This is a genomic window from Parafrigoribacterium mesophilum (assembly GCF_039652555.1).
Lineage (GTDB): Bacteria > Actinomycetota > Actinomycetes > Actinomycetales > Microbacteriaceae > Parafrigoribacterium > Parafrigoribacterium mesophilum.
The window spans coordinates 1,882,755-1,906,466 of the sequence record NZ_JBDJAF010000001.1; the positions used below are offsets into that span (position 1 = coordinate 1,882,755).

At 67.6% G+C, this 23,712-nt stretch carries 22 protein-coding genes; 11 read left to right on the forward strand and 11 right to left on the reverse strand.

The features are described 5' to 3' along the window. Positions 1–40 precede the first annotated feature (40 nt). Both ABFX56_RS09030 and ABFX56_RS09035 read left to right on the forward strand, forming a co-directional pair. Positions 41–1,165, forward strand: coding sequence for a class I SAM-dependent methyltransferase (locus tag ABFX56_RS09030; protein WP_346232914.1), 1,125 nt, complete (start codon positions 41–43; stop codon positions 1,163–1,165). Between the two features lie 279 nt (positions 1,166–1,444). Next, positions 1,445–3,604, forward strand: a complete 2,160-nt coding sequence (locus tag ABFX56_RS09035; RefSeq protein ID WP_346232915.1) for an ATP-dependent Clp protease ATP-binding subunit — start codon at positions 1,445–1,447, stop codon at positions 3,602–3,604. Positions 3,605–3,723: 119 nt separating this feature from the next. Here ABFX56_RS09035 and ABFX56_RS09040 read toward each other — a convergent pair whose 3' ends face one another. The 9 genes from ABFX56_RS09040 to ABFX56_RS09080 all read right to left on the reverse strand — a co-directional run bounded on the left by ABFX56_RS09040 (position 3,724) and on the right by ABFX56_RS09080 (position 13,455). Next, complete coding sequence (locus ABFX56_RS09040) at positions 3,724–5,415, reverse strand: long-chain-fatty-acid--CoA ligase (protein WP_346232916.1); 1,692 nt, start codon at positions 5,413–5,415, stop codon at positions 3,724–3,726. Positions 5,416–5,461: 46 nt separating this feature from the next. Then, the gene (locus tag ABFX56_RS09045) at positions 5,462–6,529 is read right to left on the reverse strand and encodes a threonine aldolase family protein (RefSeq protein ID WP_346232917.1); all 1,068 of its coding nucleotides are present in this window, start codon (positions 6,527–6,529) and stop codon (positions 5,462–5,464) included. A gap of 45 nt (positions 6,530–6,574) precedes the next feature. Beyond that, positions 6,575–6,949, reverse strand: a complete 375-nt coding sequence (locus ABFX56_RS09050) for a VOC family protein (RefSeq protein WP_346232918.1) — start codon at positions 6,947–6,949, stop codon at positions 6,575–6,577. A gap of 57 nt (positions 6,950–7,006) precedes the next feature. Next, on the reverse strand, positions 7,007–8,116 hold the full coding sequence (locus ABFX56_RS09055) for an ABC transporter permease (protein WP_428834413.1): 1,110 nt from the start codon (positions 8,114–8,116) through the stop codon (positions 7,007–7,009). Continuing rightward, positions 8,113–9,000, reverse strand: a complete 888-nt coding sequence (locus tag ABFX56_RS09060) for an ABC transporter ATP-binding protein (RefSeq protein ID WP_346232919.1) — start codon at positions 8,998–9,000, stop codon at positions 8,113–8,115. The genes ABFX56_RS09055 and ABFX56_RS09060 overlap by 4 nt, the downstream gene beginning before the upstream one ends. A gap of 117 nt (positions 9,001–9,117) precedes the next feature. Then, positions 9,118–10,572 carry a DUF6421 family protein gene (locus tag ABFX56_RS09065; RefSeq protein WP_346232920.1) on the reverse strand — a complete coding sequence of 485 codons (1,455 nt, stop codon included), beginning with the start codon at positions 10,570–10,572 and terminating at the stop codon, positions 9,118–9,120. Between the two features lie 180 nt (positions 10,573–10,752). Continuing rightward, complete coding sequence (locus ABFX56_RS09070) at positions 10,753–11,568, reverse strand: alpha/beta fold hydrolase (RefSeq protein WP_346232921.1); 816 nt, start codon at positions 11,566–11,568, stop codon at positions 10,753–10,755. A gap of 271 nt (positions 11,569–11,839) precedes the next feature. Beyond that, positions 11,840–12,574 (reverse strand): GntR family transcriptional regulator, encoded by a 735-nt coding sequence (locus tag ABFX56_RS09075; RefSeq protein WP_346232922.1) that lies wholly within the window; start codon positions 12,572–12,574, stop codon positions 11,840–11,842. A 44-nt stretch (positions 12,575–12,618) separates the two neighbouring features. Beyond that, complete coding sequence (locus tag ABFX56_RS09080) at positions 12,619–13,455, reverse strand: exodeoxyribonuclease III (protein ID WP_346232923.1); 837 nt, start codon at positions 13,453–13,455, stop codon at positions 12,619–12,621. Positions 13,456–13,534: 79 nt separating this feature from the next. Between ABFX56_RS09080 and ABFX56_RS09085 the strand changes: the two genes are divergently transcribed. The 4 genes from ABFX56_RS09085 to ABFX56_RS09100 are packed head-to-tail and all read left to right on the forward strand — an operon-like array spanning position 13,535 to position 18,529. Next, entirely contained in the window at positions 13,535–14,470 is a 936-nt protein-coding gene (locus tag ABFX56_RS09085; protein ID WP_346233183.1) for a 5'-3' exonuclease, read from the forward strand. 9 nt (positions 14,471–14,479) lie between these two features. Further along, complete coding sequence (pyrE, locus tag ABFX56_RS09090) at positions 14,480–15,034, forward strand: orotate phosphoribosyltransferase (RefSeq protein WP_346232924.1); 555 nt, start codon at positions 14,480–14,482, stop codon at positions 15,032–15,034. Continuing rightward, the gene (locus tag ABFX56_RS09095; protein ID WP_346232925.1) at positions 15,027–16,529 is read left to right on the forward strand and encodes a hypothetical protein; all 1,503 of its coding nucleotides are present in this window, start codon (positions 15,027–15,029) and stop codon (positions 16,527–16,529) included. Before pyrE ends, ABFX56_RS09095 begins: the two co-directional genes overlap by 8 nt. Positions 16,530–16,567: 38 nt before the next feature. Beyond that, a complete protein-coding gene (locus ABFX56_RS09100; RefSeq protein WP_346232926.1) occupies positions 16,568–18,529 on the forward strand; it encodes an ABC1 kinase family protein in 1,962 nt (653 codons plus the stop codon). A 58-nt stretch (positions 18,530–18,587) separates the two neighbouring features. Here the strand turns inward: ABFX56_RS09100 and ABFX56_RS09105 are convergent, their stop codons facing one another. Continuing rightward, entirely contained in the window at positions 18,588–19,376 is a 789-nt protein-coding gene (locus ABFX56_RS09105) for an HAD-IIA family hydrolase (protein ID WP_346232927.1), read from the reverse strand. Positions 19,377–19,577: 201 nt separating this feature from the next. Between ABFX56_RS09105 and ABFX56_RS09110 the strand changes: the two genes are divergently transcribed. From ABFX56_RS09110 to ABFX56_RS09130, 5 genes are all read left to right on the forward strand, one after another. Further along, positions 19,578–19,871 (forward strand): hypothetical protein, encoded by a 294-nt coding sequence (locus ABFX56_RS09110; RefSeq protein ID WP_346232928.1) that lies wholly within the window; start codon positions 19,578–19,580, stop codon positions 19,869–19,871. Between the two features lie 20 nt (positions 19,872–19,891). Continuing rightward, complete coding sequence (locus ABFX56_RS09115; protein WP_428834414.1) at positions 19,892–20,560, forward strand: TrmH family RNA methyltransferase; 669 nt, start codon at positions 19,892–19,894, stop codon at positions 20,558–20,560. A gap of 143 nt (positions 20,561–20,703) precedes the next feature. After that, on the forward strand, positions 20,704–21,990 hold the full coding sequence (locus ABFX56_RS09120; RefSeq protein ID WP_346232930.1) for an adenylosuccinate synthase: 1,287 nt from the start codon (positions 20,704–20,706) through the stop codon (positions 21,988–21,990). Between the two features lie 95 nt (positions 21,991–22,085). Continuing rightward, positions 22,086–22,730: a GNAT family N-acetyltransferase gene (locus ABFX56_RS09125; protein ID WP_346232931.1), complete on the forward strand. Its 645-nt coding sequence runs from the start codon at positions 22,086–22,088 to the stop codon at positions 22,728–22,730. An 82-nt stretch (positions 22,731–22,812) separates the two neighbouring features. Beyond that, complete coding sequence (locus tag ABFX56_RS09130; protein ID WP_346232932.1) at positions 22,813–23,145, forward strand: chorismate mutase; 333 nt, start codon at positions 22,813–22,815, stop codon at positions 23,143–23,145. A gap of 31 nt (positions 23,146–23,176) precedes the next feature. Here ABFX56_RS09130 and ABFX56_RS09135 read toward each other — a convergent pair whose 3' ends face one another. Further along, positions 23,177–23,698: a hypothetical protein gene (locus ABFX56_RS09135; protein WP_346232933.1), complete on the reverse strand. Its 522-nt coding sequence runs from the start codon at positions 23,696–23,698 to the stop codon at positions 23,177–23,179. Positions 23,699–23,712 lie beyond the last annotated feature (14 nt).

The window sequence follows — 23,712 nt, forward strand, 5'->3', positions numbered from 1 at the left end:
GCCGGCTGGGCGTTGCGGAGGGGAGCCGGTACCGTGACGTGTGACTGAATTTTCGTTCGAGCTACTGCGCCGTCGCCCCGACGTCGAGGCGGAGAACCTCTTCGCGGTGGATGCTGCGGACCGGCTGCTGCTGGACACGGCCGCTGCCGCCTTGGCGGCGTGCGCGCCCGGCGAGATCGTGACCGTGGGCGACCGCTATGGCGCCGTTACGCTGGGTGCCGCGGCGGCCGGATCCTCCCGGCTTCGAGCGCATCAGGACGCGCGCTCCGGCGAGCTGGCCCTGGCGAACAACGCCGCCCAGTTCGGCCTGAGCGACGCGTACCGCTCCCTTCCTCTGGGTGCCGAGCTGCTATCCGGCGCCCGCGTCGTGCTGCTGCGGATGCCGCGCAGTCTTGATGCGCTCGAGGAGATTGTCGACGGGGTCCTGCGACACGCGTCGCCCCAGGTGACCCTCTACGCGGCCGGGATGGTCAAGCACATGGCGCTGACCATGAACGAGGTGCTCGCTCGCGGGTTCGCCGAGGTGCATGCCGGGCTCGCGCGGCAAAAGGCGCGGGTGGTGGTGGCATCCGGCGTGGGCACCGCCCGGGCCGGGAGTGAGTGGCCGCGACGTGAGTTCCACCGCGACCTCGGGCTCTGGGTGTGCGCGCACGGCGGCGCCTTCGCCGGGACCCGCGTGGACATCGGCACCAGATTTTTGCTCGGCTTCCTGGACCACGCGAAGCCGGATGCGACATGGGCAGTCGACCTCGGCTGCGGAACCGGGGTTCTCGCATCCGCCCTCGCCACAGCACGGCCGCACCTGCAGGTTTTGGCCACCGACCAGTCGGCGGCGGCGGTTGCCTCAGCGGAGGCCACCGCCGAGGCCAACGGTGTCGTGGAGCGGGTGCACGTGCTTCGCGACGACGCTCTGGCGCTTCAGCCGGATACCTCGGCCGAGCTGATCGTGCTGAACCCGCCGTTCCACCTGGGCGCGGCGGTCCACGCCGGGGGAGCGTTGCGCCTGTTCCAGGACTGCGCCCGGGTGCTGGCCCCGGGCGGCGAACTGATGACGGTCTTCAACTCCCACCTGCGCTACCGTTCCGCACTGACCCGTCTGATCGGTCCGACCCGCCAGCTCGGCCGCAACTCGAAGTTCACGGTGACCGTCTCCACCCGGCGGTAGTCCGCCGCCGGACCACACGCATCCGATCTCCCGCCCCCGCCACTGCGCCCGCCGCCATCCCGTTTCACGGACTTTCTGTCTTCGACCGGCCCGGATCCCGATTCGCAGCACCCTGAAGGTCAGAAACTCCTTGAAACGGGTGGGGGCGAGTTGGGACCCGGAGGGTGGCGGAGGTGGGGGTGCCTCGACAGGGGGAGTTGCCGGCAGTAGCGTTGGGACCGAGGATCAGCTAAAATTGAGTCAGCTCGACTCAAGTTTTGAACTTTCGGGAGAAATTCGATGGCAAACATGCAGGGCGCCCCGGCGTCGAACGAGGAGCAGAAGACCGCCCTCGAGCAGTTCGGGGTGGACCTCACCGAAATCGCACGCGCCGGCAAGCTGGATCCGGTGATCGGACGGGATGCCGAGATCCGGCGGGTGAGCCAGGTGCTGACCCGCCGCACGAAGAACAACCCGGTACTGATCGGCGAGCCGGGCGTCGGCAAGACCGCCGTGGTCGAGGGCCTCGCCCAGCGCATAGTCGCGGGCGACGTGGCCGATTCCCTCAAGGACAAACGCCTGGTCGCACTGGATCTCGCCGCCCTGGTCGCCGGCGCGAAGTACCGCGGCGAATTCGAAGAACGGCTCAAGGCCGTGCTGAAGGAGATCAACGACGCCCAGGGCGAGATCATCACCTTCGTCGACGAGCTGCACACCCTCATGGGCGCCGGCGGCGGCGAGGGCTCGGTGGCGGCATCCAACATGCTCAAGCCGATGCTCGCGCGCGGCGAACTGCGCCTGATCGGCGCCACCACCCTGGACGAATACCGCCAATTCATCGAGAAGGATGCCGCGCTCGAGCGCCGCTTCCAGCAAGTCTTCGTGGGCGAGCCGAGTGTCGAAGACACCATCGCGATCCTGCGCGGACTCAAGGAACGGTACGAGGCGCACCACAAGGTCACCATCGCCGACACGGCGCTGGTCGCCGCCGCCGCGCTGTCGAACCGGTACATCAGCGGCCGCCAGCTGCCCGACAAGGCCATCGACCTGATCGACGAGGCCGCGTCGCGGCTGCGCATGGAAATCGACTCCGCCCCGGTGGAGATCGATGAGCTGCGCCGCAGCGTCGACCGGCTGAAGCTGGAGGAACTCGCGCTCAAGCGCGAGAAAGACGAGGCCAGCAAGGAACGGCTCGCCAAGTTGCGCGAGGACCTCGCCGAACGCAGCGCAAACCTCAAGGAACTCGAGGCGCGCTGGGAGAAGGAACGAGCCTCCCTCAACCGGGTCGGCGAGCTCAAAGGCAAGCTCGACTCGCTGCGGATGCAGGCGGACCGGGCCCAGCGCGAGGGTGACCTGGAGAAGGCGTCCCGGCTGCTGTACGGCGAGATCCCGGTGATCGAGCGGGAGGTGACCGAGGCGGAGAAGTCCGAAGCCGACACCCCGCTGATGGTCAACGATCAGGTCACCGCCGAGGACATCGCCGCGGTCATTGCCATGTGGACGGGCATCCCGGTCGGCCGCCTGCTGCAGGGCGAGACCGAGAAGCTACTGCACCTGGAGTCCGAACTCGGCAAACGGCTGGTCGGACAGAAGCAGGCGGTGCGCGCGGTCGCCGAAGCGGTACGACGCTCGCGGGCGGGCATCGCGGATGCGGACCGGCCCACCGGGTCGTTCCTGTTCCTGGGTCCGACCGGCGTCGGTAAAACGGAACTCGCGAAGACCCTCGCCGCGTTCCTGTTCGACGACGAGAAGGCCATGATCCGCATCGACATGAGCGAATACGGCGAGCGGCACTCTGTCGCCCGGTTGCTCGGTGCCCCTCCCGGCTACATCGGCTATGAGCAGGGCGGCCAACTCACCGAGGCGGTACGTCGCCGGCCCTACTCGGTCATCCTGATGGACGAGGTGGAGAAGGCGCACACCGATGTCTTCGACGTGCTGCTGCAGGTGCTCGACGACGGCCGGCTGACCGACGGTCAGGGCCGCACCGTGGACTTCCGCAACACCATCCTGATCCTCACCTCGAACCTCGGCAGCCAGTTCCTGGTCGACCCGACGCTGAGCTGGGAGCAGAAGGAGACCGCGGTGAACGACATGGTGCGCCAGGCGTTCAAACCGGAATTCGTCAACCGGCTCGACGACATCGTGGTGTTCTCGCCGCTGTCCACAGAGGACCTCGCCGAGATCGTCGAACTCTACATCGACAGGCTCACGGCACGGCTCGCCGGCCGCCGACTCGACCTGGCAGTGACTCCGGATGCGCGCGCCTGGCTGGCCGAGCGCGGCTACGACCCGATCTACGGGGCGAGGCCGCTGCGGCGGCTGATGCAGCGCGAAATCGACGACTCGCTGGCGACGGCGTTGTTGGCCGGCGACATCCGGGACGGCGACGTCGTGCGCGTCGACCTGGCGGACGACGGTGAACACCTCACCGTGACTCCGGCGCTGTTGACCGTTTAGCCGCTTTCATCATTCAGGAGGCCGCGTGGCGGGTGGGGCGGATGTGGACGGTGTGCTGCTCAGGCGTCGCTCGGGCCACTTCCGTCTCATACCCTCCTGAATAAGGGCAGGAGGGTCGGTCAGGCGGCGAGCGTTTTCCGCACCTCGCGCCGCAGCACCTTGCCGATCAGCGAGTGCGGCAGCGCATCCACCTGCACGATCCGCTTGGGCACCTTGTACGCCGTGAGGTGGCTGCGGCAGTAGGTGCGTAGGCCCTCCGCATCGAGTGAGGCACCGGCCCTGGGCACGACCGCCGCGACCACGTCCTCGCCGCCGTCGCTCGGCAGTCCGACCACGGCGACGTCCGCGACATCCGGATGCGACCGCAACGCGGCCTCCACTTCGGAGGGAGCGACGTTGAAACCGCCGGTGATGATGATCTCTTTGAGTCGGTCGACGATGGTGATGAAGCCGTCACCAGCGACGCGCACGATATCGCCGGTTCGCAGCCACCCATCGTCCAGCAGCACGTCGGCGGTCTCGATCGGCCGGTTCCAGTACCCCTGGAACACCTGAGGTCCACGCACAAGCAGTTCGCCTTCCGCCCCCACCCCCAGGTCCACGGTCGGATCGGCCGGGTCGACCACGCGGATCTCCGTGCTCGGGAACGGCACACCCACCGAACCGGGACGCCGGGTGAGTCCGATCGGGTTTCCGGCGATGATCGGCGAGGCCTCAGTCATCCCGTAGCCCTCGACGAGCAGTCCGCCGGTGGCGCGCTCCCACAGCTTCACAATCTCGACGGTCAGTCCCATGGCGCCGGAGATGGCAAAACGGATGCCCTGAAGGCTGATCCTGCGCGCCGCGGCCGCGGTCGCGAGCCGCTGATAGAGCGGAGGTACCGCGGGCAGGAAGGTGGCCGGGATGTGCTTCATGGCGCCGAGCACCAGCTTCTCGTCGAACTTCGGGAAGAGCACGAGCCTGGCGCCCATACTCATCGCGAAGGTGACGCACAGGGTGAGCCCATAGGAATGGAACATGGGCAACACCCCGTAGACGACCTCGTGTCCCTTTCGCAGTCCCGGTACCCAGGCCTCGCCCTGCATCGCGTTGGCGCGCAGGTTCGCGTGGGTCAGGATGGCCCCCTTCGGCGCTCCGGTGGTGCCGCTGGTGTACTGCAACACGGCGATGTCCTCCGGTTTCACCACCGGTAGTTCCAGGTTCGGTGAGGAGATCTGCGACAGTGACGCCCAGGCGATCGTGCCGTTCGCGGTGGTGCCGGCGCTCAGCGCCGCCCTGGCGGCCTGAACCTTGGCCAACGGCAGCCGCAGGGCAAGTCGTTTCACCCACGGCATGGCCTTGGTGAGGTCGACGGAGATCACGGTGTTGACGCCCATGGCGGCGGGGAAAGACTGCACCGTGGCGGCGACCTTGTCCCAAACGATCGCGACGGTGGCGCCGTGGTCCTCGAACTGCCGGCGAAGTTCACCCTGGGTGTACAGCGGGTTGTGCTCGACCGCGATCGCGCCCAGAGACAGGATGGCGTAGAACGCGATGATGTGCTGCGGGCAGTTCGGCAGCACCAGCGCCACCCGGTCACCGTGCCCAACGCCGAGGGTACGCAGCCCCCCGGCGACGCGCTGGATTTTCTCGCCGAGTTGCCGGTAGCTGGTACTCGCGCCGAAGAACTCCAGAGCGATCCTGCTGTCGTACTCCCGCACGGAGTGGGCCATCATGTCGGCGAGGGTCTCAGTGACCGGCGCTATCTCGTGCGGTACTCCCGGCGCGTACGCCGAAAGCCAGGGCTTGGTTGCGAATTTCGTCTCCGTCACTGTTCCACCCTCAACTGTGCTGCCTGCCGGTGCCTGCCTTTTGAACTTACGCCGCCAATTCCACTTTGAGGGCTGCGACGAACCGGTCGATGTCGGAGGCACTCGTGTCGAACCCGCACATCCAACGCACCTCACGCTTGGCGGCATCCCAGTCGTAGAAGCGGAAGTGCTCCCGCAGCCGGTCGGCGACCCCGGCCGGCAGTGTGGCGAACACCGCGTTGGACTGCGTCGGCTGGCTGAATCCCACCCCGACGATCGAGCCCTCGGCGACGCCGGATTCCAGGCTCTGGCGCAAGTACGCGGCCATGGCGTTGGCGTGGGTGGCCGAACGCAGCCAGAGATCGCCCTCGTACAGCGCGATCAGCTGAGCCGACACGAACCGCATTTTGGAGGCAAGCTGCATGGTCAGCTTGCGCAAGTAGGGCAGGCCCGATGTCGCATCCGGATTCAGCACGACCACCGCTTCGCCGTAGAGCAGCCCGTTCTTGGTGCCGCCGAAGCTGAGGATGTCGACGCCGGCATCCGTGGTGAACTCCCGAAGCGGTGCGTTCAGCGAGGCAGCGGCATTCGAGATGCGCGCGCCGTCCACGTGGAGTTTCATGCCGCGGGCGTGCACGTGATCGGCGATGGCGCGGATCTCGGCCGCGGTGTACGCGGTGCCGAGCTCGGTGGTCTGGGTGATGCTCACGGCCAGCGGCTGGGCGCGGTGCTCGTCGCCCCAGCCCCACGCCTCCCGGTCGATCAGTTCGGGGGTGAGCTTGCCGTCGGGCGAGGGCACGGTGAGCAGTTTCAGCCCGCCGATGCGTTCCGGTGCGCCGTTTTCGTCGCAGTGGATGTGCGCGGTGGAGGTGCAGACGACGGCGCCCCAGCGCGGCAGCAGCGAGGTGAGGCTGACCACGTTGGCCCCCGTGCCGTTGAATACGGGGAAGGTTTCGGCTTGGTCGCCGAAATGTCCCTTGACCACCTCGCGCAGCCGGGCGGTGTACACGTCGGCGCCGTAGGCGATCTGGTGGCCTTCGTTGGCCTCGGCGATGGCCGCGAGCACCTCGGGGTGCACCCCCGCGTAATTGTCGCTGGCGAATCCTCGGAGGTTGGGGTCATGAAGTCGAGTCACCGTTTCAGTCTCCCACGCGGAATCGCCCGGTCCTATCGACGGCGATCAGGGATCGTGCCGCGGCTCGTAACTGATGAGGCCGACGGTGTTTCCTTCGCTGTCCCGGATGAACGCCATCCACTCGTCGTTCCCGGCGGGACCGAGCGTGTCATCCGTGTGGCTGAAGATCACCTGCGGTTCGCCCACCATGTCGACGCCCTCCCCGCGCAGCCGGCTGACGGTGGCGTGGACGTCATCCACTTCGAAATAGACGAGGGCGGATGCGGCGGCCCGCTCGAGCAGCAGCCGGGAACGCCCGACGTTGAAGAAGAGCAATCCTGGTTCGAAACGTCCGGCCGGTGGGCCGCCGAGCAGGGATTCGTAAAATGCGGCCGCACGATCCAGGTCGTCGGCGTGTTGGGCCACCTGCAGGATCTCCATGGGAACCTCCACCTACGATCTTGGGCGTTGCGAGACCGGCTGTCTATGGCTCAGGGATCACCGGGCCAGGGCATCTCTCAGTTTCACCCGCGAGCCGGTGCGTAGCAGCGAGTTCGCGTAAATCCGCGACCCGAGCACGATGACGACGCCGGTGGTCAGCAGCAGCAACGCGAGGGAGGCGAGCGGTTCCCACCAGCTGGCCGTGCCCAGGAAGATCCGCATCGGCATTCCAACCGGAGCGGAGAACGGCACGTACGACATGATGCCGAGCACCACCGGATTGTCGTTGAAGAAGATGACGAGAAGGTACGGAAGCATGACGAGCACCATCACCGGCGAGGTGACGCTGCCGACATCCTCCTGACGCGACACGAGCGAGGCCGTGGCCGCGTACAGCGCGGCGAGCATCACGAAGCCGAAGGCGAAGAAGACCAAGAACCAGACGAGCGACGGTCCGAGATCCGACAGCAGCGAGCGCTGGCCGGTCGCCGCCAGGCCGGCCGCGGCCAACAATGCGATGGCGGTGATCTGGGCAAACGCGAGCAGGCTGTTGCCGACCACCTTTCCGGCCAGCAGCGCCCGCACCGGGATGGCGGACATCAGGATCTCCACCACCCGGGTCTGCTTCTCTTCCACGACGCTCTGCGCGATGGTCGTTCCGAAGGTGATCGCGGACATGAAGAAGACCAGTCCGAACCCGATCGCCACGAAGTAGGACAGGGCCGGGTTCGTCCCTCCGCTTTTCAGCAGCTCGACCGGTGGCGCGACGCTGAGCCGCGCGATGACGTCCCGCGGAGCGGAATCCAGCGCGATGATGGTCACCTTCAGCGGTGAATCCGCGGCGCCCGGCACCACGGCGGCCTTCACCGTGCCCTTCTTCACGAGCGCGGTGGCCTCCGCGACGCTGGCGACCTCCGTGACGGTGAGGCCAGGCGCGTGCCGCACGACCGCGACGGCCGAGCCGGTGGCCGCGACGGTGGTCGCCGGCGGATGCGCGCTCAGGATGCCGCCGACCAGCACCGACGCGAGCACGGCGAGCATGAGGATGCCGGTGGAGATCAGGAACGCCTTGCTGCGCAGCTTCATCCGCACCTCGCGCACCGCTACCAGCCTGGCGCTGTGCGCGAAGCTCAACGGGGGGAGGTTCGCGCGTGTGGCGGCGCTCACTGTATGACTTCCCGGAAAATCTGGGCGAGCGAGGCCTCCTGCGGCGTGAATCGAAACACCGGTCCGCGGGACAGCGCCTCCCGCAGCACTGCCTGTGCGGCATCCGGGCTCTCGGCATGAAAACGCACCTGATCCCCGGCATCCGCATCCAGCACGGTGATGCCCGCGATCTGATGCAGCCACTGGATGCTGCCGGGCGCCGCGAGTTCGTACTGGGATTGCGCGTGGGCGCTCTGCAGGGCCTGCCGTGAGCCACTGGCCCGGATGACGCCGCCGGCGATCACGACGAGGTCGTCACACAGGCGTTCCACTATGTCGAGCTGATGTGAGGAGAACAGCACGCACGCGCCGCCTGCCGCGTGTTCCTTCAGCACCGCCTGCACCGCCTCGACCGCCAGCGGATCGAGCCCGGAGAACGGTTCGTCCAGGACGAGCACGTCGGGGTCGTGCACGAGGGCGGCGGCGATCTGGGCGCGCTGCTGGTTACCGAGCGACAGGCTCTCCACGGTCGCGTTGGCTCTTTCGGCCAGCCCGAGACGTTCGAGCAAACCCGTGGCGTTCCGGACGGCGGCCGAGTGCGTCATTCCGTGTAGTTGGGCTAGGTACACGATGTGTTCGGCGACCCGCATCTTCGGGTAGAGCCCCCGCTCTTCTGGCATGTACCCGAACCGGCGCCGCCGGGCCGAGTCGAGTTCGGTGCCGTTGAACCGCACCCGTCCGGCATCGGGTGTGAGCACGCCGAGGATGATCCGCATCGCCGTGGTCTTGCCGGCACCGTTGGCTCCGACGAAGCCGGTCATCCGGCCGGGTTCCACGGTGAAGCTCACGCCCGACAGTGCCGGCGTCGCACCGAACGACCGCGTCACATCCGTCAGTTCGAGCACGCGCCAAGCCTAACCAGAGATTCCCTTCGAGACGGGCCTCCTTCGAGCCCCCAGGCGAGCGTCTCGAAGGTGGTCCCTGAGGAATGAGCCCCCAGGCGAGCGTCTCGAAGGTGGTCCTCAGCCGCGGCCGGTGATCCCCGAGGTCGACTCGATCACCGGCGTCAGCTTCTTCCCCAGCGCCTCGTAGAACATGGAGAGCGGGAACTCGTCGTCCAGCACCTCGTCGGTCAGACCCTTCGGTTTGCCCAGCAGCGGAAGGTCGCGGGCGGCCCACTTCGAGGCCGGATGCGGCGTGAGGGTCGCGGACACCAGCTCGTACGCGGCGAGCCAGTGAGCCGTCTTCGGCCGGTCAATCGAGCGCCAGTACAGGTCCTCGATTGCGTGGCCCAGTTCCAGCACCGTCTCCGGAACCTCGTCCCAGTCGATCGACAGCTGGGTGTCGGTCCAGTGCAGCACGTGATGCTGGTGCAGCCAGGCGAACAGCAGTTGTCCGCCCAGTCCGTCGTAGTTGCGCACCCGAGTGCCCGACAGTGCGAACCGGAAGATCCGGTCGAAGATCACGGCGTACTGCACGAGCTTTGCGTGGTCGAGGATCGACTGCTGTGTGGGCGTGAGTTCGTCGGGACCGAGTTGCGACAGGTTCCGTTCCAGCTTCACCGATTCGCGGAACGCCGTCAGATCGCAGCGCAACTCCTCGAGCGAATACAGGAAGAACGGCATCCGCTGCTTGATCATGAACGGATCGAACGGCAGATCGCCGCGCATGTGGGTGCGGTCGTGGATCAGATCCCACATCACGAAGGTCTCTTCCGCGAGCTTCTGGTCAGCCAGCAGGCGCATCGCATCCGCCGGCAGTTCCAGGCCCGTGAACTGCGCAGCAGCACGCACCACCGTGCGGAACCGGGCCGCCTCCCGGTCGGCGAAGATGCCTCCCCAGGTGAAGCTGGGGATCTGGCGCATGGCAATCGTCTCGGGGAACAGCGTTGCCGCGTTCGTGTCGTAACCCGGCGTGAAATCAAGGAAACGGATCGGTACGAACATCGAGTTGGAGTACTCGCCGTCTTGCAACTCCGCCACGAACTCTGGCCAGATCACCTCGACGAGCACCGCCTCCACGAGCCGGTCACGACTGCCGTTCTGCGTGTACATCGGGAACACCACGAGGTGTCGCAACCCGTCCACCCGGCTGCGGCTCGGCTGGAAGGCGACGAGCGAGTCGAGGAAGTCCGGCACCCCGAATCCTCCGGAGACCCAGGCCGCAAAGTCGGCCCGCAACGCCGCCAGGTAATCGACGTCGTGTGGGAATAGCGGTGCGAGCTCCGCGATCGCCGCGGTGATCGTCTCGACCAGCCCCCGGCAGTCTGGGTGTGCGGACGCCTCGGGGATGCTGCCATCCTGGATCTGATGGTCGCGCAAGGTGGTCGCCGCCTGCTTCAGACGCAGCCAGGCAGGGTTGTCGACAACGTCCCCGGTCGCCACCGGAATGACCTGCCCGGAACGGGAGGCGAGCTTTGAGCGGTCCTCGACAACCTCGGGTTCGCCAATGATTGCGTCTTGTGTGACTTGTGACATGGTCTACCTCCGATCGTCTGTCCAGGGATGTCCGCCGAGGACACCCACTCAAATTAAAATGAGTACTGCTCTCCAGGGTAATCGGCGGGCAGCGGCGTTTGGTTGTGACCGGCAGCACAGAGTTGCGCCACCGCCCGGTTCCACGCGGTTTCTTGGACCGGCCGACGCGATGTGACGCGGTTACAGGCCGTGTGCGCTGAGCCAGTTCAGCAGCACAGTCGTGAACTCTTCCGGCCGCTCGACGCTCGGCAGGTGGGCGCAATCGTGGAACCGGCAGGAATCGGCGCGGGTGATCGTGGCGGCGAGGTACTCGTACTGCGCGAGCGCCTCGGACAGGTCATGATCGCCGACCATGACCAGCGTCGGAACGTCGATGTCCGCGACTCGGTAATAGGCAGGCTCCTCCAGCGGGGTGGGCGTCGGGGCGTCCGCATGGTGACGGATGTTCGGAGCGCTGAGTTCATACGCCTGGGCGACGAACGTCGGCTCCAGATCACGGGCGTTGCGCTCCGGGCCGAACGTCCACAGCTCGGTTTCGCGACGGTTCAGGTCTTCCCACTGTTCGGCGGCGAGCAGCGCGTCAAGCTCGTCGAAGAGCGCATCCTCCCGCTCGGTGAGTTCGACTTCGGGGAAACCGGACGGGCCGGAACCGATCGTCACCAGTCCGCGCACGCGCTCCGGATGCTCCACCGCGAGGTCGATGGCGATGGCGCCTCCTCGGGAGCATCCGATGACGGTGGCACGCTCGATGCCGAGATGGTCCAGAAGCGCCAACGCGTCGTCGCGGTCGGAGAACGGCACGTTGTCGGTCTCGGTCATGCCGTATCCGCGGGTGTCGAACCGCACCACGTAGTGCTGCCGGGCGAGCGCCTCGACCTGCGGGTCCCACATCCGCAGCGTGGCGACGCCGGCGTGGATCAATAGCAGTGCGGGCGAGGAAACCTGCCCTTCCGTCTCGTAGTAGAGACGGGCTCCCGGCAGGTCAAGAGAAGGCATAGCACGAGGGTAGTCCAGGCAAACAGAGTGGACCGCCCGTTCGGGTCCGAGCGGCCCACGTCCTCGCACCCCGCCAGAGGACTGGCAGACCAACTCAACCTGGCGGTTCGGGTCTGCCTGGTGGAGGCGTATAGCTCCAGGAAGGGGGATGCTGTCCTCCCTGGTCAAAAGCTACCAATATACCGGTTTGCCTGACAAGACCGCGTTTCCCCCCAGTGCGGGGCGCAGCCGCCGGCGGTCGGCCGACGGCGATTTCGGCACGTCGACCGGCTTAGCGGAGTCCACGCGCGACGGTGGGAGCCGGCTTGACGTCCGGTTGCGGCACCTCGATCGTCCCGAGCAGCGCGATCGCGGCGCGGGCCGCGTGCGCGTCGTTCGCCCGCACCGCATCCAGCAGCAACTGCTGCGATCGGTCGAGCGCAGCGAAATCGAGATAGTCGGGAAGGTGCAGACTGCCCAGCCGCACGATGTGTACCACAGACGTGAGCGCCTTGCGCAGCGTCGGATTGTGTGACAACACCGTCAGGTGATGGAAAAACGCGAAGTTGGAGGTGGCCACGTTTTGCATGTCCAGGGCCGCGACGTGCCGCTGGAACGCAAGGTGGTCCCGCCGCATCGCCTCAAGCGTGCTGGTCGGGGCGGTGGGCACCACCTCGAGCACCAGCGGGAGATACAACGCCAGCCAGACGATCATCGCATCCGCCGTCTCGCGCGGCGACACGTCGGCCACCCGGGTGAAGCGGTTCGCCGACGCCTCGATGATGCCGATTTGCCGCAGCCGCAGCAGCGCCTCGCGCACCGGTGTGCGGGACACGCCAAGCTGTGCCGCGAGTTCGACGTCGCTGATCCGCTGGCCCGGCAGCAGCCGGCCCTCGTGCACGGCGGTGAGGATCTCGTCGAAGACGCTCTGCACGACGGTGCTGGTGGAGAACGCGGATCGGTCGCTGCGCGGATGCCCGGTGGTGGTCCGTGGCGTCAGCTCGGATGCCGACTGCTCTGCACTCATCGAATGATCACACTCATCGAATGATCATAGGGGAGCGCCGTCGGCTAGAAGATCATCGGGCGGTCGTCGTCGTCCTCCGTCTGAAGGTCGAGGTCGACGAGGACGGGAACGTGGTCGCTGGGCGCGTCGCCCTTGCGCTCGTTGCGGTGAATGCTCGCCGCTGTGACGAGGTCGGCGAACGGCCGCGAGCCCAGGATGAAGTCGATCCGCATGCCTTCGTTGCGCGGGAACCGCAACTGTTTGTAGTCCCAGTAGGTGAACCCCTCGGGAAGCAGCGGCCGCACCACATCGGTGAGTCCCGCCTGCTCCACCGCCGCGAAGGCGGCCCGCTCGGGTGCGGAGGTGTGCGTATTGTTCACGAAATCCCAGGTGGGCCACACATCGGTGTCCAGCGGGGCGATGTTCCAGTCGCCCATGAGCGCCAGTGGGGTCGTCGGATCACTGTTCAGCCAGCCGGAGGCCGCCTCGGCGAGCCGGGCGAGCCAATCCAGCTTGTAGAAGTAATGCGGGTCGCCCAGCGCACGCCCGTTCGGCACGTACAGGCTCCACAGCCGCACTCCGCCGGCGGTGACGCCGAGAGCGCGGGCCTCCAGCGGCAGGTCGGTGCCGGTGCTGCCCTTGAGGAAGCCGGGCATGCCGTCGAAGCTTGTCGCCGGATCGGTCATCGGCAGGCGGCTGGCGAACGCCACGCCGTTCCACTGGTTGAGGCCGTTCAATTCGATCTCGTAGCCCGCTTCGGCGAAGGGTTCATACGGGAACTGCTCCGCGGTGCACTTGATCTCCTGCATGGCAAGAGTGTCGACATCCTCTCGAACCAGCCAGTCCACCACCCGCGCCACCCGGCTGCGGATCGAGTTCACGTTCCAGGTCGCGATGCGCATGCCTCAACTCTATTTCAGCCGATGCTGGTGGTCCGGCTCGGCAATGGGACACACTGTACGGGTGAACGATGATCGCCTGATGCTGCTGGATACCGCAGCGCTGTACTTCCGTGCCTTCCACGGTGTTCCGGACACGGTTCGCGCGCCGGACGGCACCAGTGTCAATGCGGTTCGCGGACTGCTCGATATCATCGCGCGTCTGGTGACCGACTTCACCCCCGGCGGACTGATCGCCTGCTGGGACGACGACTGGCGCCCGCAGTGGCGGGTCGAGCTGATCCCCAGTTATAAGGCACACCGCGTCGCTGAGCTCGTCGAGGGCGGCTCCGACGTCGAGCTGGTGCCCGAGCTGCTCACCCCGCAGGTGCCGATTATCGTCGAGACGCTGAACGCCCTCGGCATCCCGATCCTGGGCAAGCCCGGATATGAGGCGGACGACATCATCGGCACGCTCGCCGCCACGGCTACCGGACCGGTCGATGTCGTCACCGGCGACCGTGACCTGTTCCAGGTGGTGGACGACGCCCGGGACGTGCGCGTCATCTACACCGCACGGGGGATGAGCAACCTGGAAATCGTCACGGACGCGGTGCTCCGGCGCAAGTACGGCGTCGCCGCCGTCCAGTACGCCGATTTCGCGGCCCTGCGCGGCGACAGCTCCGATGGCCTGCCCGGTGTGGCGGGCGTCGGGGAGAAGACGGCGTCCGCGCTGCTCGCCCAGTTCGGTACCCTGGCCGGTGTCGTGGCAGCGGTGGCTGATCCCACGGTGCCGTTGTCGGCCGGGATCAGGGCCAAGATCGCAGCTGCCGCCGACTACCTCACTCGTGCACCCGCGGTCGTGGAGGTCGTGAGCGATCTCGACCTGCCGGCGGTCGACGCGCGGATCGAAATCCCGGATGCCGGCCGCGGTGCGCTGGATGACCTGACGGTCCGTTGGGGGCTGGGCGGGGCGGCGTCCCGGGTGGTTGCCGCGCTTCAGAGCGCCCAGGCCAAAGGGGCAGGCTCGCTTCAGTAGAATCGGCAGGTGACTGACACACGTGAGCAGCTCATCGAGTACATCCGCGCCGAGGCCGTCTTCCACGGGGAATTTGTGCTGACCAGCGGCAAGAACGCGACCTACTACGTCGATCTGCGCAAGGTCAGCCTCGACCACCGCGTCGCCCCGCTCATCGGCACGGTGATGCTCGACCTCATCGCGGCCGTCCCCGACGTCAGCGCCGTCGGCGGCATGACGATGGGCGCCGACCCGATCGCCGCCGCCGTGCTCCACCAGGGCGCCGCCCGGGGGCTGGGCTATGACGCGTTCGTGGTGCGCAAGGAACCCAAGGACCACGGCCGCGGCCGGCAGGTCGAGGGCCCGGATGTGAACGGCAAGCGGGTGATCGTGCTCGAGGACACCTCCACGACCGGCGGTTCGCCGCTGTCCGCCATCGCCGCACTGGAGAAGGTCGGCGCCGAGGTCGCCGCCGTCGCGGTGGTGGTCGACCGCGACACCGGGGCCCGCCAAAGAATCGAAGCCGCCGGATACCCCTACTTGGCGGCCATCGGGTTGTCGGATCTGGGACTCGCGAATGAGTGATGATTCCGGTCACCTGGGATTCGGCCGCCGGCGCCAACGCCGCGCGGGCCACGACAGCGATATGGCCGACAACGGCACGTCGGACAACGGCACGGATGCCAGCGGCTGGCTTGCCGCGCAGTTTCAGGACGCGGGCGACACCCCTGCCGAAGAAGCCGGTCCGGGGTTCTCACCGCCGGACACCGGAAGCCTGCGGAGCGTTGAGCGCTCCGCAGAGGCGACGCCGGACGTCGTCGCACCGCCGGCCGCAGCCGCCGACGGATTCCGCTGGGGACTGAAGCCGCAGACGACCCCCGCCGCGCCGCCGCCGGCCAGTCCGGTGCCGTCGAATCCGGGCGCGTCTAATCCGGCCGCGTCTAATCCGGTGGCATCGAATCCTCCCCCTCTGCCGCAGCCTGCGGCCGTCCCCGCCGACCCATTCTGGCCCGCCGATCCGCACCTTCCCGTCGTGCCGCCGGACCTCCCCGTCGCGGCGGCACCGGTATCGAGGTCCGCGCCGGCCGAGTCGTCGGCGGCCACGGTCCAGCCGCCCGACCGGGCGCTACCCACGGAATTGTTCTCGCCGGTGCAGCCAGGCGAGCCGACCGAGCCGCTTGCCTCCCGCCGCACCTTCCGGCCCCGCGTGCTCCCCGACCCGGACACTCCCGGGCCCGTGCCGCCGCTGGCTACGCCGCCGGCGCCACCGCTCATCCCGGCGACGGTACATCGTGAAAACGAAGATTCACCGTTGGCAGCCCTGTTCCGGGAGCGCGAGCACCAGGTGCCCGCCGCCGAACCCACGGTGCGGCTGCCCAGCGTGCCGGCAGCAACCCCGCCGGTAGCCGGACCCGCTCCTCGGCGCGCGCCCGCCGAGCCGAGGCGCCCTCCCGGATCCGGGTGGTCAGGCAACAGGAAGCTGCTGCTGTGGGGCGGTGGCGCCGTGCTGGCCTTGCTCGCCCTGATCGGGCTGTTCTTCCTCGGCACTCGACTTCCGGAACTGTTCGGATCGGCTCCCGCCACCGCATCCGAAACCACGGCGCTGAAGACGGCGAGCCCCAGTGCGAGTCCGAGCCTGGCTCCCAGCCCCACCCCCAGCGCTTCTCTGGTGACCCAGCTGGCCGCCGTCGGGCCGCTGACGCCCGGCACTCACCCCTGGGAGAGCCTGCGCGGCGGTGAATGCCTCGGCGGGTACGAGTCGCCGTGGGCGGAAGAGTTCGCCGTGGTCGACTGCGCCGTGCCACATCCGGCCCAAATGGTGCACCACGGAGTGTTCGGCCCGGATGATGCCGGCACCTACCCCGGCGTCGACGCCCTGCAAGCCCAGATCAACCTGCTCTGCTCCGCGCCCACGGTGATCGACTTCGCCGCGGCCGGAGCCTACAACGACATTCAATTCGCCGCGAGTTACGCCGCCACCGAGGCGGAGTGGATCGCCGGCCACCGCGACTACTTCTGTTTCATCTCGCGCAGCTCCGGTGAGCCATTGACCGGCAGCGTCGCCGTCTCCGTGGGTTAGCGTAAGGATCAGGGCGCGGCGGAAGGCAGGGCACGAACGTGGATGTAAGCCAGATCGCCACCAGTATCGTCGTCGTCACGATCGCCACCGTGCTGTTCATGGTCCTACTGGCGGCCATCGTGCGCCGTCTGCTCGCCGTGCCGATCGGGATGCTGCGCATCCTGGCCTCCGGTGTCGTCGCCCTGGCCGCCGAGGTCGCGTTCGAGGCGCAGTTCATCTGGGGCCAGCCACACTCGAGTGCGGCCTTGATCCCGGTGCAGCTGGGCATCATCGTGCTCGTGTCGATGACGTTCCTCGTGCTCGGCGAACTGATCGTGCCCACCGGAACCATCCCGCGACCCGACCGCTGGATTCCCGCCCTCAAGGCCCGCGCCGAGCGCGGGCGGCGCTACTCGCAGATCACCAGGATCGCGCTCAAGCACGGGCTGTTCCCGGTGCGCCGGCCCCGGGCGCAGTCCACGCTGGAAGGCTCACGGGGTCGCGCCCGGCAGGCCAGGGCGCTGCGCCAGGCGCTGGAGGAGGCGGGGGTCACCTTCGTCAAGTTCGGGCAGACGCTGTCCACCCGCAGCGACATCCTGCCGCCGGAGTACCTCGACGAACTGTCATCACTGCAGGAAAGGGTGCCGCCCGCGCCGTGGGACGGCATCAAGGCGCTGCTGGAGCGGGAACTCGGAGCCGCGGTCGACGAGGTGTTCTCCCAGTTCGATCCGGTGCCGATCGCCGCGGCATCCATAGGCCAGGTGCACCGCGCCAGGCTGCACACCGGCGAGGACGTCGCCGTGAAGGTGCAGCGGCCCGGCGTCATTCCGTTGGTGGAGCGCGACCTGGACATCACCGTCCGGATGGCCGCCAGGCTGCAGCAGGGCACCGAGTGGGGCCGCTCACTGCACGTCAGCGATGTGGCGGATGCCTTCGGTGATTCGCTCCGCAGGGAACTCGATTACCGCATCGAGGCGAGGAATGTCGCGGCGATGGCGGCGGCACAGGCACAGCATCCGGAGTCCGAGCGGGTCGAGATCCCGAGGCTGTACGAGAAACTCTGCACCAGGCGGGTGCTGGTGATGGAGTTCATTCGCGGCGACACGCTCGCCGCGAAGTCGGTGACCCGGACCAGCGACGACCGCGACGAGCAGGGGCGGCGGCTGTTCCGGTCGTTGCTACGGCAGATCATGGTGGACGGGGTGTTTCACGCTGACCTGCACCCCGGCAACGTGATGCTGTTGCCCGGCAAGCGGATCGCGCTGCTCGATTTCGGATCGGTGGGACGACTCGACTCCGAATTGCGCCGGGAGGTGGGGGAGATACTGCTCACCTTTTACCGGGGTGATGCTGCCGGAATGAGTGACCGGCTGCTCAGCATCGTGGGGGTGCCCGACGGGGTCAATGAGCAGGCGCTGCGGCGGGAACTCGGCCGGTTCATGGCGCTGCACCTCGGTCCTGGCGCGACGATGGATGTGGCCATGTTCACCGACATGGTGGCGCTGCTCGCCCGCTACGAGCTCGCGTTCCCCGCGGAACTCACTGCCGCGTTCCGCGCCGTGGCGATCCTCGAGGGCACGCTGCGCTCGCTCGCCCCCGGATTCAACGTGCTCACCGAGGCCAGGGACTTCGCCAAGTCGCAGGTGATCTCCGCGTTCCGGCCGTCAGCGCTGCGGGAGAGCGTGACGGATGAGCTGGCGTCCATCGTTCCGATGCTGCGGCGCCTCCCGCGCCGCTTTGACCAGATCTCGTCGGCGCTGGAGGCGGGCCGGTTGTCCGTCAACGTGCGGCTGTTGGCCGATGCCCGTGACCGGCGGGTGATCCGCGGGCTCGTGCACGAGGTGATCCTCACCTTCCTCGGCGGATTCGCCGGGGTGATCGCCACCATCCTGCTCACCAGCTCCGGGGGCCCGCAGGTGACGCCGACGCTCGGGCTGTACCAGATCTACGGCTACAGCCTTACCGTGGTCGCCGTCGTGCTCGTGTTACGCGTACTGTTCGACGTGTTCCGCCGCCCATAGTCGCTCACTTGCATCCAAGCGTTGCTCCCGGGCTCACGGAAGGTGCACAACGCGCAAGTCAATGCGTGGAGGGCGTCTCCACCAGGTCCACGATGCCTTTGAGCACTTCGTCGGGGCGGAACGGGTAACGTTCGATCTCGGCCTGGTCGCTGATGCCGGTGAGCACCAGGATGGTATGCAGACCCGCCTCGATGCCCGCGACGATGTCGGTGTCCATCCGGTCGCCGATCATGCCGGTGTTCTCCGAGTGCGCGTGGATCTTGTTCATCGCGGAGCGGAACATCATCGGGTTGGGTTTGCCCACCACGTACGGTTCCCGCCCGGTGGCCTTGGTGATGAGCGCGGCGACGGCTCCGGTGGCCGGCAGCGGTCCCTCGGCACTTGGCCCCGTGGCATCCGGGTTGGTGATGATGAAGCGGGCGCCGGAGCCGATCAGACGGATGGCGCGGGTGATTGCCTCGAACGAGTAGGTGCGGGTCTCGCCGACGACCACGTAGTCCGGGTCGTTCTCGGTCATGATGAAGCCGGCCTCGTGCAGGGCCGTGGTGATGCCGGCCTCACCGATCACGAACGCGCTGCCGCCGGGGGACTGCGACTTCAAGAAGGCCGCCGTGGCCAGCGCGGACGTCCAGATCGACTCCTCGGGGACATCCAGGCCGGATGCGCGCAACCGGGCGCTCAGATCCCGCGGCGTGTAGATCGAATTGTTGGTGAGCACGAGGAACCGGGTGCCGTTGCCCTGCCACTGCGCGATGAGTTCGGCCGAGCCGGGCAGCGGCCGGTTCTCGTGCACGAGCACGCCGTCCATGTCGGTGAGCCAGCATTCGATGTCGCGGCGGTCTCTCATCCGGCCATCGTATCGAGCGCCCCTGCCGCCTGTCGGAACCCGTTTCAAGGAAAAACTGTCACGATGGCCCCCGGATGTCGGTGGAACGGCCCGGGAAGTACGGTTTTTCCTTGAAACGGGGTGGGGGGACGGGCGGGGCGGGGTGCGGCGGCGAAAGTCGGCGCGCGCGACAGTGCCGGAAGCCGCCATGATGGGAGGGTGATGAACACTGAACCTGCGGAAGTCGTCGCTTCCGAAGTGCGGGCGGCCACCGCGCGCCTGAAGGGGCTCGCCGTCGTCAGCGTGTGCTGTGCCGTGGTCGCGCTCGCGGTGGTATTCGTGCCCTACGGGGTGATCCCGGCCGGGCTGGTCGCGGTGGCAGGGCTGGTGGTCGGAATCGTCTGCCTGATCCGCGATCCCGGCTTCAACCTGCTGGGACTCGCAGGCACGGTGCTCTGCTCCGCGGCAGTGAGCACGGTTGCCGTCGTGGTCATCCTGCGCGCGATCGGCGGCTGAGCCGCGGGGCATCCGACAGGATGCGGCCGGGTACCCTGGACACCGTGCCCGAGCTGCCCCCGAACCCGTCCGTCGAACTGACCACCCACGGCGTCGGTCCCTGGCGCGGCGAGCTGCCGACCGACGAGATCTACGACCCGGAGCTGCTCAAGCACGGCGACTCCCGCAACGTCATCGACCGGTACCGCTACTGGCGGATGGAGGCGATCGTGGCGGACATCGATCAGCACCGGCATCCGTTCCACGTCGCCATCGAGAACTGGCAGCACGACATGAACATCGGCTCCATCGTGCGCACCGCCAACGCGTTCGCGGCCGACACCGTGCACATCGTCGGCCGGCGCCGCTGGAACAAGCGCGGGGCCATGGTCACCGACCGCTACCAGCATGTGCTGCACCATCCGGATGTCGCCGCCCTCGTGTACTGGGCGGCCGAGCACGATCTGCCCATCATCGCCATCGACAACGTGCCCGGCTCGGTGCTCATCGAGACGTTCGCCTTCCCCGAGCGCTGCATCCTCTTGTTCGGCCAGGAGGGCCCCGGGGTGTCGCCGGAAGCGATCGCGGCGGCGGATGCCGTGGTCGAGATCAGCCAGTTCGGCTCGACCCGCTCGATCAACGCTTCGGCCGCCGCCGCGGTGGCCATGCACGTGTGGATCACCCAGCACGCCTCTAGCCGTCGGTGCTGACTTGCGCCGTGTGCTCCTTCGTGGGCCTTGGGAACAACACTTTGGCGCAAGTGACGCTGGTTCGCGTGCCGTCGCCCAGCATCCGCGATCTGCCCTCACGATAGGATGGGGCGTAATCCCCCACTGATTCGAAGGGATCGTCCATGCCAGCAATCGTTCTCGTAGGCGCCCAATGGGGCGACGAAGGCAAGGGCAAGGCCACCGACCTGCTCGGCGACCGGGTCGACTACGTCGTGAAGTTCAACGGCGGCAACAACGCCGGCCACACGGTGGTGATCGGCGAGGAGAAGTACGCGCTGCACCTGCTGCCCTCCGGCATCCTGACCCCCGGGGTGGTCCCGGTGATCGCCAACGGCGTCGTGGTGGACATCGACGTGCTGTTCGAGGAGATCGACGCGATCTCCGCCCGCGGCGTGGACGTGTCCAAGCTGCTGATCAGCGCCAACGCCCACGTCATCACCGCGTACCACCGCACGATGGACAAGGTCACCGAGCGCTTCCTCGGCAAGCGGCAGATCGGTACCACCGGCCGCGGCATCGGCCCGACCTACGCCGACAAGATCAACCGGGTGGGCATCCGCATCCAGGACCTGTTCGACGAGAACATCCTCCGCCAGAAGGTCGAGGGCGCGCTGAACCAGAAGAACCACCTGCTGGTCAAGATCTACAACCGGCGCGCCATCACCGTCGACGAGATCGTGAACGACCTGCTCGCCTACGTCGAGCGGCTGCGGCCGATGGTCGCCGACACCTCGCTCGTACTCAGTCGCGCACTGGATGCCGGCAAGACGGTGCTGTTCGAGGCCGGCCAGGCGACGATGCTGGATGTCGACCACGGCACCTACCCGTTCGTCACCTCCTCGAACGCGACCGCCGGCGGCGCGGCGACCGGATCGGGTGTGGCGCCGACCCGGTTCGAGCGCGTGATCGGCATCGTCAAGGCGTACACCACGCGGGTCGGGGCTGGACCGTTCCCGACCGAGCTGCTCGATGAGTCCGGCGAGTTCCTGCGCGAGCACGGGTTCGAGTTCGGCACCACCACAGGCCGGCCGCGGCGCTGCGGCTGGTACGACGCGCCGATCGCCAGGTACGCGGCGCGCGTGAACGGGATCACCGACTTCGTGCTGACCAAGCTGGATGTGCTCACCGGCCTCGAGCGGATCCCGGTGTGCGTCGCCTACGAGGTGGACGGGGTGCGAGTGGACGAGGTGCCCGTCTCGCAGAGCGACTTCCACCACGCGGTGCCCGTGTATGAGGAGTTCCCGGGCTGGTCAGAGGACATCACCGCCGCCCGCACGTTCTCGGACCTGCCGCAAGCCGCGCAGGATTACGTGCTCGCCGTCGAATCGATGAGTGGTTCCCGCATCTCCGCGATCGGCGTCGGCCCCGGCCGGGACGAGATCGTGGTGCGGCACGACCTGATCGGCTAGCTCGGCTGTCGGTCGCGTCGCATCTCATTTCGCTACGACGTCACGGCGCAAGATTTTTCTGCCGGCGCAGGCGCGCTTGGTGGGAGGATGGGACGGTGACCGCGACCCGTCCTGCCCATACCACGCTCGTCGGCCGCTTCCTGCGCCTGGAACCGCTCAAGCACGAGCATCTCCCCGACCTGTACGAGGCGATCGGTCACAAGGACGTCTTCGAGTACGGCTACGGCGGCGGCCTCAGTGCTGCTCCCGCGTCGCAAGCGGAGTTCGTGGCGTGGGCGCTCGAGCACATGGAGTGGGAGCGCGGCAACCCCTATGCGGTCGTGCTCATCGGCGGCCCGCACGACGGCGCAGTGGCCGGCACCACCACGCTGAGCGACTTCGACCTTCGGCGCGAATCGGCACACCTCGGTTGGACGGCGTACGACCCCCGCGTGTGGTCCACCGTGGTCAATCCCGAGGCGAAACTGCTGCTGCTCGGCCTCGCCTTCGATCACGGCTTCGGACGGGTGAAGATCCAGACGGATGCGCTCAACGCCCGATCGCGGGCCGCGATCGCCAAGCTCGGCGCCATCTTCGAGGGCGTCGTGCGTCGCGACCAGCCTCGCCAAGACGGCACCTGGCGCGACACCGCCGTGTTCTCCATCCTGGCCGAAGACTGGCCGGATGTCCGCGGCAGGCTGGAGAGGCGCATCGAGCAGAACGCGGGAAGGCCGGTGCTGTATCGCTCGGTTGCCGGTTAGGAACTCGGTTTTCGTGCCGCAGGGCACCGCGGATGTGCCACCGGCCGAGCGAGGCCGGGACACCTCCAACTAAAGTCGAATCATGCCAGTCAACACGAACCCACTCGAGGGTGCGGACGAGGATGTCCTCGCCGAACTGACGAACATCCGCCAGAGCATCGACAACATCGACGCCGCGCTCGTGCACCTGCTCGCCGAGCGATTCAAGTGCACCCAGGCGGTTGGGCGGCTCAAGGCGCGAACCGGCCTCCCGCCGTCGGATCCCGCGCGCGAGAAGGTGCAGATCGCCCGCCTCCGTGCCCTTGCCGAGGAGTCGCACTTGGACCCGGCGTTCGCCGAGAAGTTTCTCAATTTCATCGTCGCGGAGGTCATCCACCACCACGTGCGTATCGCTAACAGCGGCACCGCCGACTAGGTTTCGCATCCGGGCGGATGTGCCCGGTCGGCTAGCGGGACGGCGTGGCTGCGCCGGGGCGTCCGCCGAACCGGACTCCGGATTGCCCCTCGGCGATGGCAGTGGCGTCGATCGTGCCGTCGTCGCCGGCCCGGCCGATCACCGTGACGGCGTCACCGGTGGCGAGGTCGCCCAGGCTGGCGTCAGAGGTGGTCGTGACCGTGGTGCTGGGGGTGGTGGCCACGGTCTTCTCGCTACCGTCGCGCGTCTTCACGACGAGGGTGCCGTCTTTCACCGAGACGACCGTGCCTGCGGTGAAATTCGCGGAAACCGGGCCGCCCCGGAAGTTGCCTTGTGCCGGGCGGGCGCCGAAAGCGCGTGCCGGGGTCGCGGTGTTCTGCCCGATCAGGATTCCCCCGACGAGCCCGATTGCGAGGGCGGCGACGGCACCGAGCGTCGGGGTGATCCACGCCTTCCGCTTCGAGGGTCGCTGCGGTGAGTTGGCGGTCGTGAACGGCTGCTCGGAGCCGGCATGCACCGCGTCAGGATCGTTGTTCGGCTCGACGGTGGACATTGCATTCCTTACTG

Coding starts and splice junctions, on each gene's coding strand:
- ABFX56_RS09120 (WP_346232930.1), top strand. CDS start 20,704: ATGCCAGCAATCGTTCTCGTAGGCGCCCAATGGGGCGACGAAGGCAAG.
- ABFX56_RS09085 (WP_346233183.1), top strand. CDS start 13,535: ATGCTGCTGGATACCGCAGCGCTGTACTTCCGTGCCTTCCACGGTGTT.
- ABFX56_RS09110 (WP_346232928.1), top strand. CDS start 19,578: ATGAACACTGAACCTGCGGAAGTCGTCGCTTCCGAAGTGCGGGCGGCC.
- ABFX56_RS09135 (WP_346232933.1), bottom strand. CDS start 23,698: ATGTCCACCGTCGAGCCGAACAACGATCCTGACGCGGTGCATGCCGGC.
- ABFX56_RS09075 (WP_346232922.1), bottom strand. CDS start 12,574: ATGAGTGCAGAGCAGTCGGCATCCGAGCTGACGCCACGGACCACCACC.
- ABFX56_RS09065 (WP_346232920.1), bottom strand. CDS start 10,572: ATGTCACAAGTCACACAAGACGCAATCATTGGCGAACCCGAGGTTGTC.
- ABFX56_RS09130 (WP_346232932.1), top strand. CDS start 22,813: ATGCCAGTCAACACGAACCCACTCGAGGGTGCGGACGAGGATGTCCTC.
- ABFX56_RS09115 (WP_428834414.1), top strand. CDS start 19,892: ATGCGGCCGGGTACCCTGGACACCGTGCCCGAGCTGCCCCCGAACCCG.
- ABFX56_RS09080 (WP_346232923.1), bottom strand. CDS start 13,455: ATGCGCATCGCGACCTGGAACGTGAACTCGATCCGCAGCCGGGTGGCG.
- ABFX56_RS09105 (WP_346232927.1), bottom strand. CDS start 19,376: ATGAGAGACCGCCGCGACATCGAATGCTGGCTCACCGACATGGACGGC.
- ABFX56_RS09070 (WP_346232921.1), bottom strand. CDS start 11,568: ATGCCTTCTCTTGACCTGCCGGGAGCCCGTCTCTACTACGAGACGGAA.
- ABFX56_RS09050 (WP_346232918.1), bottom strand. CDS start 6,949: ATGGAGATCCTGCAGGTGGCCCAACACGCCGACGACCTGGATCGTGCG.
- ABFX56_RS09035 (WP_346232915.1), top strand. CDS start 1,445: ATGGCAAACATGCAGGGCGCCCCGGCGTCGAACGAGGAGCAGAAGACC.
- ABFX56_RS09095 (WP_346232925.1), top strand. CDS start 15,027: ATGAGTGATGATTCCGGTCACCTGGGATTCGGCCGCCGGCGCCAACGC.